At 67.2% G+C, this 16,819-nt stretch carries 17 protein-coding genes; 8 read left to right on the top strand and 9 right to left on the bottom strand.

What is annotated here, in order from left to right; genetic code table 11:
* Window positions 1-55: 55 nt before the first annotated feature.
* Window positions 56-352, top strand: a complete 297-nt coding sequence (locus D7X32_RS03015) for a hypothetical protein (RefSeq protein ID WP_147450005.1) — start codon at window positions 56-58, stop codon at window positions 350-352.
* A gap of 51 nt (window positions 353-403) precedes the next feature.
* Here D7X32_RS03015 and D7X32_RS03010 read toward each other — a convergent pair whose 3' ends face one another.
* Both D7X32_RS03010 and D7X32_RS03005 read right to left on the bottom strand, forming a co-directional pair.
* Window positions 404-760: an alpha/beta fold hydrolase gene (locus D7X32_RS03010; RefSeq protein WP_120600972.1), complete on the bottom strand. Its 357-nt coding sequence runs from the start codon at window positions 758-760 to the stop codon at window positions 404-406.
* A 57-nt stretch (window positions 761-817) separates the two neighbouring features.
* On the bottom strand, window positions 818-1,126 hold the full coding sequence (locus D7X32_RS03005; RefSeq protein WP_147450004.1) for a hypothetical protein: 309 nt from the start codon (window positions 1,124-1,126) through the stop codon (window positions 818-820).
* A gap of 571 nt (window positions 1,127-1,697) precedes the next feature.
* On the opposite strand from D7X32_RS03005, the gene D7X32_RS03000 reads away from it, so the two are divergent.
* Both D7X32_RS03000 and D7X32_RS02995 read left to right on the top strand, forming a co-directional pair.
* Window positions 1,698-2,729, top strand: coding sequence for a hypothetical protein (locus D7X32_RS03000; RefSeq protein ID WP_147450003.1), 1,032 nt, complete (start codon window positions 1,698-1,700; stop codon window positions 2,727-2,729).
* Between the two features lie 195 nt (window positions 2,730-2,924).
* The gene (locus tag D7X32_RS02995) at window positions 2,925-3,686 is read left to right on the top strand and encodes a superantigen-like protein SSL4 (protein WP_120600969.1); all 762 of its coding nucleotides are present in this window, start codon (window positions 2,925-2,927) and stop codon (window positions 3,684-3,686) included.
* A 419-nt stretch (window positions 3,687-4,105) separates the two neighbouring features.
* On the opposite strand, the gene D7X32_RS46480 is transcribed toward D7X32_RS02995, so the two are convergent.
* Window positions 4,106-4,342, bottom strand: coding sequence for a hypothetical protein (locus D7X32_RS46480; protein WP_244238820.1), 237 nt, complete (start codon window positions 4,340-4,342; stop codon window positions 4,106-4,108).
* A 3-nt stretch (window positions 4,343-4,345) separates the two neighbouring features.
* Between D7X32_RS46480 and D7X32_RS02990 the strand changes: the two genes are divergently transcribed.
* Complete coding sequence (locus D7X32_RS02990; RefSeq protein ID WP_244238819.1) at window positions 4,346-5,191, top strand: helix-turn-helix transcriptional regulator; 846 nt, start codon at window positions 4,346-4,348, stop codon at window positions 5,189-5,191.
* A 20-nt stretch (window positions 5,192-5,211) separates the two neighbouring features.
* Here D7X32_RS02990 and D7X32_RS02985 read toward each other — a convergent pair whose 3' ends face one another.
* Complete coding sequence (locus D7X32_RS02985) at window positions 5,212-7,137, bottom strand: ATP-binding protein (RefSeq protein WP_147450002.1); 1,926 nt, start codon at window positions 7,135-7,137, stop codon at window positions 5,212-5,214.
* 182 nt (window positions 7,138-7,319) lie between these two features.
* Here D7X32_RS02985 and D7X32_RS02980 point away from each other — a divergent pair, with 182 nt between their 5' ends.
* Together D7X32_RS02980 and D7X32_RS45300 are read left to right on the top strand one after the other, a co-directional pair.
* Window positions 7,320-7,880: a DUF1993 domain-containing protein gene (locus tag D7X32_RS02980; RefSeq protein WP_120600966.1), complete on the top strand. Its 561-nt coding sequence runs from the start codon at window positions 7,320-7,322 to the stop codon at window positions 7,878-7,880.
* Window positions 7,881-7,965: 85 nt separating this feature from the next.
* Window positions 7,966-8,106 (top strand): hypothetical protein, encoded by a 141-nt coding sequence (locus D7X32_RS45300; protein ID WP_158625600.1) that lies wholly within the window; start codon window positions 7,966-7,968, stop codon window positions 8,104-8,106.
* Here the strand turns inward: D7X32_RS45300 and D7X32_RS02975 are convergent.
* Both D7X32_RS02975 and D7X32_RS02970 read right to left on the bottom strand, forming a co-directional pair.
* Window positions 8,091-8,516: a DUF3592 domain-containing protein gene (locus D7X32_RS02975; protein WP_120600965.1), complete on the bottom strand. Its 426-nt coding sequence runs from the start codon at window positions 8,514-8,516 to the stop codon at window positions 8,091-8,093. The two genes, D7X32_RS45300 and D7X32_RS02975, sit on opposite strands and share 16 nt — an antisense overlap.
* Window positions 8,517-8,753: 237 nt before the next feature.
* On the bottom strand, window positions 8,754-11,123 hold the full coding sequence (locus tag D7X32_RS02970; RefSeq protein WP_120600964.1) for an RCC1 domain-containing protein: 2,370 nt from the start codon (window positions 11,121-11,123) through the stop codon (window positions 8,754-8,756).
* Window positions 11,124-11,529: 406 nt separating this feature from the next.
* Between D7X32_RS02970 and D7X32_RS02965 the strand changes: the two genes are divergently transcribed.
* Together D7X32_RS02965 and D7X32_RS02960 are read left to right on the top strand one after the other, a co-directional pair.
* Entirely contained in the window at window positions 11,530-11,769 is a 240-nt protein-coding gene (locus D7X32_RS02965; RefSeq protein WP_147450001.1) for a hypothetical protein, read from the top strand.
* A 99-nt stretch (window positions 11,770-11,868) separates the two neighbouring features.
* Window positions 11,869-12,429 (top strand): hypothetical protein, encoded by a 561-nt coding sequence (locus D7X32_RS02960; protein WP_147450000.1) that lies wholly within the window; start codon window positions 11,869-11,871, stop codon window positions 12,427-12,429.
* Window positions 12,430-12,642: 213 nt separating this feature from the next.
* Here D7X32_RS02960 and D7X32_RS02955 read toward each other — a convergent pair whose 3' ends face one another.
* Genes D7X32_RS02955 through D7X32_RS46475 form a run of 3 tightly spaced genes read right to left on the bottom strand, consistent with a single transcriptional unit; the run spans window position 12,643 to window position 16,816 of the window.
* The gene (locus tag D7X32_RS02955) at window positions 12,643-14,049 is read right to left on the bottom strand and encodes an EH signature domain-containing protein (protein WP_120601028.1); all 1,407 of its coding nucleotides are present in this window, start codon (window positions 14,047-14,049) and stop codon (window positions 12,643-12,645) included.
* A gap of 11 nt (window positions 14,050-14,060) precedes the next feature.
* On the bottom strand, window positions 14,061-14,795 hold the full coding sequence (locus tag D7X32_RS02950) for a hypothetical protein (protein ID WP_120600961.1): 735 nt from the start codon (window positions 14,793-14,795) through the stop codon (window positions 14,061-14,063).
* A complete protein-coding gene (locus tag D7X32_RS46475) occupies window positions 14,792-16,816 on the bottom strand; it encodes a methyl-accepting chemotaxis protein (protein ID WP_244238818.1) in 2,025 nt (674 codons plus the stop codon). The genes D7X32_RS02950 and D7X32_RS46475 overlap by 4 nt, the downstream gene beginning before the upstream one ends.
* Window positions 16,817-16,819 lie beyond the last annotated feature (3 nt).

The following is a 16,819-nucleotide window of genomic DNA, read 5'->3' as shown; positions in this document are numbered from 1 at the left end:
CTCCGAATCACAATCCCCTGAGGCTGACGCGGCAGTCCACCCAAGGGAGATGTCCATGCGTACCGTGCTCAAGTCGCTGTTCGCCTCCGCCTCGCTCCTGGCCCTCGCGCCGCTGCCGGCCGCCGCGCTGCCGTGCCACGGCGTCTGTAGCTGCACCACGGCCTGCGACGTCCGTTGTACCGTCGGCGCCTCCGTCGTCACCTGCGGCGACGAGCAGCTCTGCATCGACTACTGCCGCGCCCCCAGCGCGCAGCAGGCCTCCGTGAGCGATGAGATGGAGGCGTCCGGTGACGCGGCGCCCGTCTGCGAGGAGCCGCAGGCGTCCGAGTCCGCGCCCTCCGCCGAGAGCTGAGCGCGCCCGAGATTCAACCCCAGACATGGCCGTGAGGGATTGCGCAATCCCTCACTCCGCCTGGAGCGGGGCTCCCCTCATCTCGTCCAGGAACGTAGAGATGGCGGCGTTCACCGCCTCGGGCTGCTCCAGGTTGCTCATGTGGCCGCCGTGAGGCAGTTGGAGGAGCCGGGAGCTGGCGATGCGCTCGTGCAGCCGGTCCGCCATCTCCGGCAGCGTCACCGCGTCCTCCTCCCCCACCAGAATCAACGTCGGCGTGGTGATGCGGTGCAGCAGGTCCTTCAGCTTGCCCACCATCATCTCGAAGGCGCGCCAGCGCGGAGGGCAGGCCCGCGCCCACCTCCCGCCCCTGCTCCTCGAACGCCGCGCAGATGCACGGCAGATCCCTAGATCACAGAATGTACACATGGCGTCCCAGGTACACCCGTTGAAGCCTGACCACGAACCGGAGGCCCGGAGCGCGGCTCAGCAATGCTTCTTGATGAGGGCCTTACAGGCCGCGACGGCTTGGTCCATGGTGCAGTGGGTCTGCGCGCAGTTCGGCCGGCCCGTCTGGGGGTCCTTGCAGTACTCCAGCACGACCCAACAGGACGCACCCATGGCGGACACGTCCCCGGACCGGGCCTCACCCGGCTCCGAGCGGTGCTCAATGACCATTTCGGCGCCATCCTCGGTGGTGACAATCTGGCCCTGCTCCGCCAGACCGTCTGTCTCCGTGCCACAGCCCACGAGCGGAATCACAGCCAGCATCAGTCCTACGAGCAGCTTCTTCATGGTCGGCCCTTTCTTGTTCGGCCTCGAGTAAGTCACAGCGATGAGCCCCCGGCCCGCGTGAGCGAGATGGGCGTGCTCCGGGTCGGTGGACCGTTTGACCATGCTGCCAGCCTCTTGGTCTCGGCCATCCGCTCGTATTCCACCAGCAGACACAGCCCCGCGACCACTGCACCCTTCGTGAGGCCCCGTCTTGTCGCGGTCGGAGCCCCATCCCCGCCGCAGTACATCCATCCTTTCGGAAATTCCACCGCGCGAAGAGACCTGCACGGCAGTGGATTCTCGCGCCGGACGCGCCCTTCGCGAGGGAAGACGCCCCCGCCCCGGAGCCTCCCGGGAGATCCCGGCGCGGGCAGGGCACAGGGCCTGGTGGGTCGTTCGGTCGTCGCGAGCGTTCCTCTACCCTGCCGTGAATCCCACACACCACCCCGCTTCAGCGCTTTGGGGGCAGCATAGCCATCTCCGTCGACTGCCCCAACCCGGGCTTGATGAGTTCCTGGAGCTGAAGACCTCCTTCCAGAAGCCGCCCTACCCCTGACCCGCCCTCCCACACTCTCTCAACGGGGATCCCGCCATGCCAATCTGCCCGGAATGCAATGCCTTCTTCCCGGAGAAACTGGGCCTGCCTCGGCACGATTGTGCCCGGGGAATCAAGTCCCAGAAGGTCGCCATCACGATGCTGCAATGCGATGGGACCCGACAGGGAATCGTGAACAACCTCAAGCGGCTGGATGTCCTCAAGGACCTCTGCGCCGGGGTCGCGCGCAAGGACGTCTTCCACCTGCTCCTCGCACCGGAGTTCTTCTTCTGGCACGCCCTGGGAGCGCCCGAGGGGGCCCTGTCCTCGAAGGCGGCGCTCGAGTTCAGCGAACAGATCAAGGGGCTCTCGACACAGCTGGGTGACGTCCTGGTCGTTCCTGGGACCTTGCCTGTCGCGGATGCCATCGAGTTCGGCGCGGAGCGCTCGCTGGAACGCCATTTCGAGTCGCTCGCCAAGGTCCAGTGCATGGGTGACGACCACCTGCCCGACGGAGTCAAACGCGCCTACCTGAACGAGGACTGGGACACACAGCAGGAGCAGGCGTCGGAGGCGGGCAGCACCTATTCGTACCGGAACGTCCTGAAGGCCTTCCGCGCGGGAAAGCAGGTCATCGAGTACGACAAGCAGATCCCCTACCTGGACGGCACGGACTTCGAATACCACTGGTTCCAGACCAAGGACGCCGCCATGGTCATGAATGCAGGGGGCGACAACAAGCGGAACTGGGCCGTGGTCGATGGCGTCAAGGTGGGCTTCGAGATCTGCGCCGAGCACCAATACGGAACGCTCATGGCCGTCTCGGGTTCTCCCTGCGACATCCACGTCCTGCTCTCGAACTCCATGGAGGAGTTCTTCCCCAAGCTCATCCACGCGCGCAACGGCGGCCTGTTCGCGCACGTCGACGCGAAGAAGGCGCACTGCCACCTCTACCAGGTGAAGCAGGGGACGGATCCGGAGGAGTTGCGGCCCACGAAGGTCAGCGCCATCGCGAAGGGCGGCTTCGAGGGAAATGTCCTGGAGTACGAGGTGGAGCTCCGGATCCCCATCCGCCTCCGCACCCCCTGATGACTGGACACATCAGCCCGTAACGGCAGTCACCAGGCCTTGCCTGGGGAACGGAGGCCGCGCCACACGCGGCCCCAAGGAGATCAACGGGTTGGGCGCGCAATGGGGCTTCGGAGGGCCTGGCACGCCCGCTGCTATGGGTGGACTCAACGCTGAACGCGGTCCCCACCCTCTTCTTCCGAAACGAGCTCCCCCATGAAGATCTCCTCCGCTCGCGGTCCCTCCACCAACGCCATCCGCCGTCCCCCCGCGCAGGACATCCCGTCTTCCAAGCCGAGCTCCCCCAACGCCACCCAGAAGCCGGACGCCAAGCCCTCCTCGCCCAACGCTCCGAACGCGATCCAGAAGCCGGACGCCAAGCCCTCCTCGCCCAACGCTCCGAACGCGCTCCAGAAGCCGGACGCCAAGCCCTCCTCGCCCAACGCTCCGAACGCCCCCCAGAAGCCGGACTCCAAGTTCTCCAAGTCCTCGCTGCTCGACGCCGCCACCCAGTTGCCTGACCTCGCCTCGCCCTTCCTGCCCAACGGCGCCCAGTTGCCTGACGCCGCCATGCTCTCCGCGCCCTCGCTGCCCAACGGCGTCCAGGCGCCAGACGCCGCCATGCTCTCCGCGCCCTCGCTGCCCAACGGCGCCCAGCGGCCTGACTCCAAGCTCGCTTCGCCCCTGATGCAGTCGCTCCAGACGGACGGCTTTTCTCCGGCCGGCGCCAGCAAGACCGAGAGCATCGGCAAGCTGCTGGAGGGCGTCGCCTCGGTGATCAGCAGCATCACCGAGCTGGTGCAGGCCGCCACCCAGGGCGTGCAGGCCGTCAGCCAGGGCGTGCAGGGCGTGGCCCAGGGCGTGACGGGCGTGGTCGGCGCCGTTGGCTCCGCGGGCAGCTCGCTGTTGGGCGGCTCGCTCGGCCAGGGCAGCGCGGATCCGACGGCCGGCATGAGCCAGGCCCCGACCCTCGAGTAACCCGACGGCGCCTCGCGCCCGATGAAACAGGAAGCCCCTTTCCGGCACGGACCGGAAAGGGGCTTTTTCATGCGGCGTCAGTCCCGCCTTCTCGCCCCGTCGCAGCCGGGAGTTGAGCTGCGACACCTCCTCCTTCAACGGCCTGGCCTCGGCCCCTGCGGACACCGGGGGGCGGTGGGAGCCGGCGTGGGCTCCTCCCGCGTGGCGCAACCCAGGGCCAGCGCCAGCATGACGGTCAACAACGTGCGCACATGCAGGTGCGGACGCGAGCAGTTCGTGGGCAGCCTGCGCGACGGATTCATGAACATCCGTCAATCCCTCTGGAGGGTGAGGGACAGGTATTCAGTCGGTGGCTATGGATGAGAGGGCACCCCATACAACTCGCGGGGTGGCCTACTCCAGGAGGGTGAATGGTCCGTCTACCGAATCTCACTGCCGCCGAGTACTCGCTCAGGGAAGAGGCACTCCTCGCCCTCCATGCTCCACTGACCCTTGCTGAAGCCCTCGAGGCATTCCGACCCCGCTTCCTCCAGCTCGCGCAGGCAGACGCCATGGGGCTGTGCCTCATGGAGAAAACGCGTTCGCCAGGAAATGAATGGCTCGTTCCGGGCCAGCGCCTCCTCATCCTCGAGCGGTACAACGAGGTGATCGAACATGACATGTTCCGGAAACCCATCTTCGACCGGCCCAACTGGGTCGTCCGCGATTCGCAGCTCATGTCCCACGAGGAGTTCAAGGGGAGCCTCATCCACCAACTCAGCATCGAGCTGGGGCCGCCCTTGGAGCACATCATGGCCGTCCGGCTCATCCTCCGCCCCGGCTTCGACGCAGCCCTCGCGCTCTACAGACACCGGCCACGCCCTTTCTCCGACCAGAACGCCGACGTTGTCGCGAGCGTCACCGAGCACTTGACCCAAGTCATCCGCAAATGCGGTGTCACCCAGGGCCTCGCCACCTACGCCAACATCCTCGAAGAGCTCTACCGCCGCCCCAATGCCGCCATCCTCGTCGTGGAGCCACCCCACCGCGAGGTGCTGCGCTCCCCGAACGCCGCCGTCCTTTTGGAGCGATGGTTCGCCCCTTCCGACCTCCACTCGTCTGGCATTCCCATCCCCCTCCAGGAGCAGTTGGAGTCCCTGGTGCGCATGCCCCCAGATGCCCGGCTCGGCAAGGACTCCTGGGTCCGCAGCCACGGGAATTGCTCCCGCGTGGTCCGGTTCATCCAACTGCGTGCTCCCGAGGGTCCCCGGAAGTGGGCCCTCCTGATGAACGAGCTCCCCCACTCCATCCCGCTCCCTGAGCAGATGAAGTGTGAGCTCACCTCCACCGAGGTCGTCGTCGCCATGGGCATGCTCAGCAAATGGAACGACCAGCAAATCGCCGATGAGATGGGAATTTCCCGTCACACGGTGAAGAGCCATGTGAAACATATCTTCGCCAAGCTGGGCGTCGATGACCGCTTGGACCTGCTCTACCAGGCGGCTCGCCTCAACATGCCTGTCTGACCCAGGACCCTGGACGGCCCTCAGCCATTCGAGCGGGCCTTGCCGAGCGTTCCTCGCAGTCGGTTCTGGATGAGGATGTCCTCACCCACCAGCCCCAGCAGGGCCAGCGTCAGGGCCTGGGGCGTCCTCAGGCCCTGCTCCACCTCGCGCGAGGGGAGAAACGACCGCATCCCTTCGGAGTGGGCGATCTTGGAGATCGCCATCTCCTGGTACACGTTCACGACCTCCTGCTGGACCTGTTCGGCGAAGTGATCAGGATACTGGGACTGGTGATAGGCGATCTGCTGCGCCAGGACGGGATGCTCGATGTTGAGGAGCACCACGCCGTTGGGACACTGGGGGTCTCGTGGCTGCCAGGCCGCGAGGTAGCCCGGATTGTCCATGTCGCTCGCCTTGACGGTGCGGCAGTGCGGCAGGCCCCCGCCCACCCGGGTGCTCCGCGCGGAGCTGGGCCCCGGTGAGGCGCCCAGGTTCTCCGGCCCGCGAGGGTTCTTCGTCGGGGCGGAGGTCGCGACCCTCGGGCTGCGGGTGGCCGCCGGGGTGCCTGGGAGCGTGAGCTGACGGCCCCCCTTCTGGATGGGCTGCACGGACTCCGGCCCCTCCTTGCGCGCCGACAGCTTCGTCATCTTCCAGCGCGAACCAAAGCGCTCCAGCAGCCGGTTGCGCCAGGCCTCGTCCTCGATGCCCCGGGCGTCCCCCAGACGCGTGTCCGCCAGCGCCTTGCGCACGGACTCCGGCATCTTGTCGGCGAAGGCGTTGGCCCACTCGCTCATGGGCAGCTCGTCGCTCGTGCCCGAACCTCCCCGGAGCTTCAGGGCATTGCGGTCCGTGGTCGGGAAGACGCCTGTCTTGGTTTCCTTGTCGAAGGCCCGTGGCTCGAACACCACCCACAGCCGCTGCCGGACGGGCGTGGCGCTGACGCCCAGGGCCCGGTAGGGCGAATGGTGCGTCTGGTGGTTGTACAGCTCGTTCTTGTAGAGCGCCGCGATGAAGCCGTGCTGCGGAGCGTAGCCGTGGATGTTGGGCCGTTCGCCAGACCAGAGGAACCAGTGCGCCCGGGTGCCGTCGTCCAGGGGGACGGTCCCGCTGTCCGCCAGGCGCCCTCCCTCATGATTCCGGGTGTATTCGATCCAGTGCCGAGCGCCCCGGACGGTGCGCCGGATCGTGGCCCGAGGCTCCTTGGGCCGAGCCTCCAGTGCGCTCCGGGGCCAGTTCTCCTTGAGGTCACTCTGAAGGACGTCCACCTTGACGTCGACGTCCTTGGGAACCTCCCAGATGCGGTGGTTGAGGTACTTCGCCACGCCGTGCACGCCCTTCTCGTCCCGGGTCGGGTCGCCCAGCACCGTGTCATCGGTGGGCTCGTTTCCCAGGAGGACGATGACGGTGCCATGCGCTCCCATCCAGTCAGGCCGCACGGCCGCCCAATCACAACCATGCGCTTCGTCCAGGTAGGGCCGGATCGTGGTTTCGTTCGACTGAGTGCCGTCATCGAGCTCCACGGACCAGATCTTCAAACCGTACTCACCGGTCTCCGGGTCTTGCTGGAGCCAGACCATCGACGGTTCCTGGCCCTCCACCCAGGACACCACCACCAGGCCGTAGCGGTTCCACGGCAGAAGGGACGTCTTGGAGCCCACACCGAAGTTCTCCGCGGCTTCCCCAATGGGCTTGCTGCCTCCACCGAACGTGTTGAAGAACTCCTCGAGTTCCTCCGGGCCCATGCCCTTCCCATCGTCCGCGATCACCCGCCGGTACACGCCCTTGCGTTCCACGGCCTGCCATTCGATGCCGTATTCGACGTGCCGCGCCCCGGCCTCCAGGGCGTTCATCAATGTCTCGCGCGCCCACTGGAACACGCCCCCTTCGCGGTAGGTGCGTTCGACGAAGTGCTGCGTGCCCGCGGACTGCATCGCATGGATTCGGGTAGATGACTTCCGGGTGGACATGCCCGCGTCTTGTAGCGTGCCGTTCGGCGCGTGCCTCTCCCCCAGAAGAGGGATTGCCCCCAGTTGGGAACAGCAACTATCCGCTGGCTGCGAGGGACAACGTGGGCAAGTATCGCGTTTCATCAATAGGCACCGGCCGGGACCGGTTCGCACCGGTGCATGAAGCACGTGAAGGGTGTGCCATGTCTTTGAATGCCTACGATCTATCTGCTGGCCTGTTCATCCGCGGATTGACAAACTTGAAAACGCAGTTGAAGAAGGCCGAAGACCCTGCCGCTGCCAGTGGCAGAGGTGAAGAGGCGTTGCTGGCCGCGCAACTCGCCGTGGAAGAGCGCGTGCGTGGCGCCGCGGGTGACGCGCAGTCTGACCTGCACATGTACACGCTCGCCGCTCAAATCCACTGGGCCGCGGAGGGAGCCAGGTTGACGATCGCGCAGTTGCTGGGGGCGCCATCGGTGCCGGCCGCGAACGATGCAAGGAGCTTTGCGGATCTACACCAGCGCCTCGATGCGACGATCGCGTATCTCCGAGATATCGCGCCAGGCGACCTCGAAGCCGGCCTCGATCGAGAGATCGTGATCGAGCACCGCCGGGGCTCGATGCGCTCCAAAGGCAGCCAGTTTCTGATCGCATTCGCAATCCCCCACTTCTTCTATCACGTGACCACCGCCTACGGCATCTTGCGCAACCAAGGCGTGCAACTCACCATGGGCGACTTTTTGGGCAACTGGGGAACGAGTTGAGCTGAATGACGCGCGCCGGCCCCATCCAGCCGAGGCGTGCGCTCCTGGGTCAGCTCCTGCCTCGCCGCTGCCTCAGGCGGCTCACTTGCCTCTTCCGGCTGAGGTGCGGCTCCATTCCACGCCGGACGCCGTCAGGGAGGTGCTGGAGACGATCGACACGGAGCAGGAGGCCGTCCTCGCCGTCTACGCGATGGGTTACGACTTCCTCTGCTACGACGTGAAGTAGGAGTGCAGCGCGACGAAGAGGCCAAGGAGCGAGAAGCCCACGAGCAATGCCGCCACGAGCAGGAAGCGCTCATGGGTGAGGCCCCCGCCCACCGCCGCGGCCATGTGGTGCTGGGGCGCGTCCGCCAGGTAGAGGACGTCAACGGAAGTGCCTGGGCGCCGATCCATGGCTGGCGAGGATGGCTCGGTGAAGACGCCGTGGCGCTCCGGCCCCTCCGCGAGCCGGAAGGCATAGGAGATCCAGTTCTCGGTGGCTGACCGCCTCCTGACGAAGGTCACCTTCCCCTGGATGAGCAGCCCCTGCTGCTCCAGCCGCACGGTCACGCGGCGGGAGCGGACGAGGAGGGACAGGATGATGGCGGGGAGTCCCACGAAGCCCGCCAGGAGGCCGAGCAGATCCTCGAAGCTCATGGTGCCCGCATGATGGCGGGTGGGAGGAGATCGAATCAACCACCGGGTCCCGCCCCCTTCACGGGGACGCCTCGATGCGAGTCCCCACGGGAGGGCCGCTGAAGGGGCGGCCCTCCCGTCAATCCCAGACAGGACGGCTCGGATCAGAAGGCGCGCGGGCCCTGCGCTCCGGGCGCTGAACGACGTCCGGCTTCGGCGCGGAGGTCCGCGCCGAAGCCGGAGGCTGCAGGGTCGAAACTAGAAGCCCTGCGCCCGCACCGGTGTGCCACGACCCGTCGACGTGCCGTCGCCCAACTGGCCACCAGCATTGCCGCCCCAGCTCCAGAGCGTGGCGTCCGACTTCAGCGCCATGCTGTGGAGATCCCCACCGCCGATGGCCACCACCCCGGTGAGCCCCGGCACCTGCGCCGGCGTGGAGCGGTTCGTGGTCGTCCCGTCGCCCACCTGACCGTTGGCGTTGTAGCCGCAGGTCCAGACGGTGCCGTCCGACTTCAGCAGCACGGTATGGGCGTCCCCCGCCGCGATGGCGGCCACGCCGGTCATGCCCGGCATCCGCACCGCCGTGGGGTGGTCTCCTCCCGTCCCGTCACCCAACTGACCCGGGCCGTTGTAGCCCCAGCCCCAGACGGTGCCGTCCGACTTCAACCCCAGGGAGTGGAAGTCGCCCGCGGCGACGGTCACCACGCCGGAGACTCCCAGCACCTGCACCGGCGAGCTGCGCGACGTCGATGTTCCGTCACCCACCTGGCCAGGACCGTTGCGGCCCCAGGCCCAGACGGTGCCGTCCGACTTCGCGGCGAGCGTGTGGCCCGTGCCGCCCGCCGCGATGGACACCACGCCGGTGAGGCCCGGCACCTGGCCCGGACTCAGGCGCCCCGCCGTCGTCCCATTGCCCAGCTGGCCATAGCCGTTGTAGCCCCACGTCCAGACCGTACCGTCCGACTTCAGCGCCACGGTGTAGGCGTCGCCCGCCGCGATGGCGATGACTCCGGTGAGGCCCGGCACCTGCACCGGCGTGAGGCGGTCCGTCGTCGTCCCGTCCCCCAGCTGACCGAAGTTGTTGGAGCCCCAGACCCAGACCGTGCCGTCCGACTTCACGGCCACCGTGTAGAAGTCACCCGTGGCGACGCTGATCACGCCGGTGAGCCCCTGCGCCCGCACCGGCGTGCGGCGCTCCGTCTGCGTCCCGTCTCCCAACTGGCCATTGCCGTTGGTCCCCAGGGACCAGACGGTGCCATCCGACTTCACGATGACCGAGTGGCTGTCGCCCCCCGCCATCCTCGGGCCCGTGGCCGCGCTGCACGCGGTGCCGCCCTGGAGGGAGAAGACATAGGAGGCGGAGAGGCCCAGGGCGTTGGTGACGGTGGCCGTCACCGTGGGCGGGGTGCCCGAGGCCACGCACGCGGGCGCCGTCCAGACGACGTCGCTGGTGGTGGCGGTGCTGGTGGCCGTGCCCAGCGCGCCGGTGCTGGCGGTCCACGCGAAAGTGAGCGCACTGGACTGCGCGTCCCTGGCGCGCACGCGGAAGAGGACGGTGTCGCCGCTCGCGGGCACCGAGCCGGTGGACTGGGAGGACTCGAACACCTCCGGCGGGAAGCGGCCGGTGGTGGGCGTCGCCGTCACGTGGATGGTGAAGCTTCCCGTGCCCTGGCCTTCGCGGCCGTCCTGCGCCTTGACGTTGAGGGTGCAGGTCCCGCCCGAAGGCAGCGCGGTGGGCGTGAAGCTGGCGCTGGCGGAGTCCGCGTTCGTCCAGGTGCCGGCGCAGTTGGCCGTCCACTGGTAGGTGAGGCTGTCGCCGTCCGCGTCGCTGGCCGAGGCCATCACCGTGGTGGCCTGCCCGACGGCGACGGAGGATGGCATGGCGGTGATGCCCGCCACCTGCGGCCAGGTATTGAAGGAGACGCTGACACCCGCGCCGCCGTTGCCGGTGCTCACCGTGACGGTGACACTGAGGGAGGTGCTGGCGCCCTTGGAGTCCGTCACCGTCAGCGTGAGCGTCGCCTGGCCCGCGGTGGCGGGGGCGGTCCACGCGGTGGTGAGGCTGGAGGGAGCGCCGAGCGTGCCGGACGACGCGGTCCAGGCGTAGGTGAGCGTGTCGCCCGCGTTCGGATCATCCGCGGTGGCCTGGAGGGACACCTGACCGCCCGGGGCGACCGTGCCGGGGTTCGTCACCAGGGAGAGGATGCGCGGCGCCACGTTCTCGAAGGGCGGCGGCGCGTTCACCTCCTGGAGCAGCAGGGTCACGGCCGTCGTCTGGTTGGCCAGGATGGTGACGGGCGTCGCCTGGCCGGCGTAGCGCTCGGTGTTGGAGGAGTCGAAGGCCTTCGCGCTGAAGGTGCGCCCGGTGCCGGCGGGCAACTGGCCCAGCACCGAACGCCACTGCCCACCTGACTTCACCAGCGCCTCCGTGCGCGTCGTCATCCCCGCGCCGGACAGGGTGAGCTCCACCCGGGACACGTCGCTGGCGCTCAACGCCTGGGGCATTGTCACCACCGCCTGCGCGCTGCCCTCCTGATCCTCGGGCGCTTGGGCGCCACCGCATCCGGTCAACGCCAGCACCAGGCCCAGGGCCAGCAACGCCAGCCCGCTTCGACTCTCTCTTCTCATGGAGTTTCTCCAGCGCGTAGGACGACCGCTGAAGCCCTGTGCATGGGGCCTGCCAGGGCCCGCCTCAGAGGGGAGACACCGCGCCGGGGGCCCGGCGCGAAGCGCGGCGACTTGTCGGCGACATGTCGCCGACGGATGGGGGCGCGGAGCCCCGGCCCTCACTGAGACGGGAGTGCGGCCCCCTCCGGCAGGACACCCCAGGCCCCCGGACGCTCACATGCCGGGACACGCTGGACGGAACATCCCCTGAGCGAGGAGCCGGTATGCACGGCCGGGCTCACCCGGCGGTAGGTCCAGACGTTCAATTCCTCCCATCTCCACCCCACTCCGCCTGCCCTTGGGAGCAAGGCTACTCCTATCATTGAAAGGCAGCATCCAACGGCAGGACAACCCTCAAGGACAAACCATGCGTCTGTCTGTCATCGCGGCATTGCTGTCGGTGGGCTTCTTCGCGGGCTGTGGCGGAATGGAAGAGGAGCCCCAGGACGCGGAGGTCACGGGCCAGAACTTCACACAGTGTTGGAACCAGTGCGTCGCGACCCACCAGGGCTGCCTGCAGGCCGCGACCACGCCGGACGCGAAGGCCTTCTGCGACAAGAAGTTCAACTTCTGCGTGGACCGTTGCGAGAGCGGGACCGTACGCTGACACTCTCTGGCGAATCACTGCACCCCACTCGAAGTCGCTCCGCGCTGACACGTGAACTTCGCGGCGCGCGCCATTCGGGGCGCGTCGCGGAATAGCCCCATGAGACCACGCCCTCACCTCGCCCTCCTCCTCGCCTTGGGCTGCGCCTCGGCGCCCCTGGACCGCTCCGCCACGGCCCCGCGGGAAGAACATCACCAGGAAGCGCCCAAGGTCTGCACGCTGATCGGCTGCGTCACGGGCATGACCCTGATGACCATCGTCCCGGAATCGCCCGAGCTGCTTCGCGTGAGCCGTATCAGGGTCTGCCGCAACAGCACCTGCCTCACCCACTCGCTCGCGGAGCTTCCCCCCGGCAAGGACACCCGCCTGGCGTGGCCCGCGCCGCCGACCGGGCCGTTCAGCCCCTCGGCGGAGTTCCAGATGCGGTCCCTCCCGGACGGCCGGACCGGGCTGCTCGTCTATTACGATTCGGGCTCCGACACGGCCTGGCGCGAGGACGACGTCTTCACCGTCACCCTCACCAGCGCGGACGGCCGGAGGCTGCTCGACCTCAAGCGCCCGGCCCGATACGACAAGGTGGAACCCAACGGGCCCGGCTGCGGCACCTGCTACCGCGCCATCTACCGTGAATCCGAGGACTGGCTGACGATGCCCCGCTGAGTCGCTACGCGTCCTGGGGGCCCCGGAATGGACAGAGCCGCGAGCGCGAGCGGAATGACGATGGGGCCCAGCATGAAGCCCGCGAAGAAGCCTCCCACGCCCCAGGCCCGGAGCATGGGAGGGACAGGAGCCTTGGTCCTACAGCTGTAGGACCAAGGCACCGGTTCTCGCGTCCAGGGCCGCGCTGCGGGGAATGCCGACGCGCGGCAGCATTCACCGTGCCACGCGTTTCACCTGACGGTCCCGGGCGATTCCCAGCTCCAGGAGTTCCTGCTCAAAGCGGATTTCCCATCCGGGAAGGTGCGTCAATCGCCTCTCACAATACTCCTGGGGTGTGTCCTTGAGATCATTGTGATGCTCCACAGGCTGGCCGTTGAGCTTTTGATCCAGACTCCTATGCTCATAAACATACGTGGCATTCCCGGTGTCGGAGAACTCCACGGCCACGTACCGCTCGAAGGTGAGGACGAACGCGCTCGTCCTGCCTCTTGGAAGGCGCCGGGCCCGCCGGAAAGCGGCCTGCTGCTCCACTGGCAGGTTCGCGAGCCGTGCCCTCAATGCGTCATACGCCTCGGAAGCAAGCCAGCAGGTCGTCCTCCTGATGGAGCCCAAGTAGTTCAACCAGAACCGCCGCCGATCCTGCTCGTTCATGGCGCGTTCGAAGAAGAACTCCAGATCCTGCTGGATGAGCGCGGACAGGAATGCGTCGAAGGCATCCGGAGCGCGAGCACGGACCGACTGCCACCCCTGGGTCAGCGTCGTGTGCCGGGGATCATCGAAAACACCGTCCCTTGCAATCAACCGCTCCTCCAGCCGGGTGAGGACGGCCGGAGCCATTCGTCCGGCCAGTCGACACTCCAGGACCTTGGAGATGACCGCGATGCGGGCCTCTATCGGCGCCGACACCGCGACGCCGTCCACGTTCCTGTGCGGCATCCAGGAGAGTCCCCCGGGGTCGTCCACGAGGAAGGCCATCGCCTGGGACAGGTCCTGACGCGTCTGGAGGCGTCCCTCCAGGTACTCCGCGATGACATGGCCAGCGTAGGGACTGGTCTCCTTGATGCCGGAGTTCCGGAGCATCCCCACCATTTCCGCGAGGCCGTGGTCCCGCCAGTGACGAGCCAGCGTGCTGGGACCCTCGCCTCCCAACGCCGCTTCGACGGACATCGGCAATGCCCATCTCAACACGCGCTTGTCCTCGACGCGACGCCCTACCAACTGGGCCCAGCTCCGCTGCGTGGCGGCGTCCTCGGATGCGCTCCAGTCCCGGAGCCGCTGCCGTACCAGCCTCGGCACGCTGTCAGGGCTGCGCGTAAGGAACCAGGTCATGCCGTCCAGGCCCACGTCCCGCCACAGTCCCGTCACCGCGCGCCGCTCCCTGCGGCTCAGCCCATCGAAGTCCTGAGCCTTCACCTTCGATAGCACGGCCCCGACGTCGAGCGCCTGTTGCAGCCGGGCCAGACGTTCCGGTTCGAGTTCGTCCGCACGCTGCTGGACGGCCTCCGCCCGGAGGACGAGCTGATGCATCCCATCCTCCACCTGCTGCTGGAACGTCCCGAACGCAGCCAGGACGACCTTCTGCCGCTCCCCCACTTCGTCCAGCAAGTCATCCAGCCCCATGGTGTCCCCCACTACAGACGCAGGTCGCCGCGAACACGAAGCACAAGCCGGCGGTTGGCGGGATCGTCGCCCTCCGTCCCGGTCCGGGGCGCGGTCTGACCTCGTCCCGACACCACGAAGTTCGCGTCCAGGCATGTGCGCGCGTAGCCGGCGGCCGGGAGCTGATCACGCACCGTGAAGAACACCTCCTGCGCACGGGAGGCGCTGGCGCGGACGTTGTTCTCGAAGCTGAACCTCGCCACGCCATTGCGGACGCCACACTCGCCGCTCGTGCCCAGGAAGGGACGGTCGTCCGTATGTCCTTCCAAGATGATGGACGGCTCGGCGCCCGCGTCACGCATCGCGTCCACGGCCGCGCAGACGCGTTCGATGAGCGGCACCGCCCCCTGACGGAACTGCGCCACGTACTCCGGAGGCGTGCGGCACTCCCCCAGTCCGAACTGAAGGTTCTTGAATTCAATCTCCAGCGCGTTCACCCCGCCGTCCAACCCGCTCATCTCGATGAAGCCACCATCCAGGTCGGAGTCCAGGGTCACCAACTCCGCCCGGAGCGCCACCAGCGATGCCTGCACGCCATCCTTCTGTGAATCCACCTTGCCAATGGCCACTTCCTTCTCGCGGATGGCCTCCTCGCGCTGCTGGCGAGCATCCAGGATGAAGATGACCGCGAGCAGCAGGAAGACCACCGCCACGCCCGCCATCAGGTCCGCGAGTGATCGGTCACTGCTCTCTCCCCCAGAGCTCATCGCCGCACCTGCTGCTTCAATGAATCCTTGAGCTGGTTCACCACGTCCGCCAGCTCCTCCACGCCCTGGAAGAATTCATTCGAAGAGCGACCCAGAGCGGAGTCGACCTTGCTCACGACCTGCGTCCACTGGCTGCTCAGCAACTGGACCTGCTTGCTGATGGATTCCTCATAGGTCCGCGTCAGGCCGTTGAGCACCGGCGTCACGCGCTCCAGGGCCTCACGCTGGGCGTTGAGGAGCATCTCCTCCTGCTTTACCACCCCCGAACGTTCCTGGGACAGCTGTTGGAAGGACCGGGCCGTGTCGATGAGCCGCTGCGCGACCTCATCCATCTTCCCGGAGACCACCCCCGCCTTGTGATGAGTCTCGCCCGCGCTCCGTGACGCGGCAGCCAGCTTGTCCACGGTGTCGTTGAGCTGCTTCGTCACGGAGCGCAGGCCGTCCTGCGATTGCTCCATCGCCTTGGCGAAGGCATCGGCGCGAGCCTGGAAATGACCGACGTCGGCCTCGGACCGGGCCCGGAGTTCCGCCAGTTGATCATTCAGGATGCCGGACTGCTGCACGGCGCTCGCGTGCATATCTCGGGACACGTGCGCGGTCGCGCGAACCATCTGGTCGGAGCTCTCCTGCATCCGCGTGAGCACGCCCTGGAAACTGCCCACGATGTTGGAGACGCTGCCCGCCAGCTGGTCGACGACCTGCTGGTTCTGACGCCCCAGATCAACGGAGGCCGTGGTGGCGCTCCTCAGCACCTGCGCGACCGCCTTCTCCATGTTGTCCCGAACACCGTCGAAGCTGCCCACCAGTTCGGACACCTTCTCGCCCAGTGCCTCCACGGCACGCTGGTTCTCGCTGCCCCACTGCCGTGCCTGGTTGCCCAGCATCTGGGTCATTGCCCCAAGCTGCTTCTCCAACTGGGGAAGCACCTCCACCAAGCCTGCCATTTGCCGGGCCATGTCCTGGGACTGGGAATGGAACCCGCCGGACACCGTGTCGCGGAGCTGTTCGAGGATCCGACCCAGGTCGTGCTCCTGCTGCCCCACCAGCGCCTGCTGGATGCCATCCAGGTGGGCCTTGATGCTCGCCATCTCCAATTGCAGCGACGCAGTGAAGTTCGTGGAGATGGAACGCTGGAGATCCGTGGCGATGTCGCGCACCGCCTTTTCCACCGCGCTCAACTGCCGCGTGATGACGTCCCCGACCTCCTCCTTCATCATCTTCCCGAAGTGGGCCTGGACCTCCGTGCCGATGCCCTGGATCGAAACATTCACGCTTTCGAGCTGTGAGAGCTGTTCGGCGAGTTCCCTCCGGGTCTGGACGAGTTCTGTCTTCAGCGATCCCAGGGAATCCCCCCGCGCCGAGGCCAGGGCGATTTCATGCGCATCGAGGGTCCGCGTGTACTTTTCGAAGCCCAGGCGCATCGCATCCAACCGCCCCAGGAGCTTGCGCTCGCAGAAGAATGCAATCATCTGGAAGAACAGCGTGCCCACCAGCCCCGTCGCGGAGATGAAGAACTTGGCGCCCATCTTCCCGATGGCCTGGGAGAGCAGGTCCGACTGCGAATGGCCGCTGCCCCCCGTGCTCGTGAGTGCCTCCTGGACGGGCCCCACCAGCACGACGCCCAGCAGGCCGAAAGTCATCACCAGCGCGATGCCCGTCAGGTTCCGTCCGATTCCATGCCCCAGGGAGTGGCGAAACAACGCACGGCAGGTCTCACGCAGCTCCCGCGACGGCGACGAACGCATGAGGACAGGCCCCGGGACCTCCTGCCTTCCGGGAGGGAAGACGAGCTGCTCGCGCACGGCCCGCCACAAGGCGCGGCTTTCGTCGCGGTCGCCGGGCTCCTGGAGACGGCCCGTCAGCAACTGCTCCAGCTTCTGCTCCAGCGTCTGGATGGCGTTGCGCAAACGCCTCCAGCGCTCGACCACCGCGCCCAGGGACAGCAACGCCAACAGTGCGATGATGAGCAGCGGAATGCGCAGGGATTCGTCCCGCAAGGCCTGCATGATGATGATGAACATGGT

It is taken from the genome of Corallococcus carmarthensis (genome assembly GCF_003611695.1).
GTDB lineage: Bacteria > Myxococcota > Myxococcia > Myxococcales > Myxococcaceae > Corallococcus > Corallococcus carmarthensis.
The sequence above is the reverse complement of the archived record's forward strand: the minus strand, read 5'-3'. Positions and strand labels throughout refer to the sequence as shown.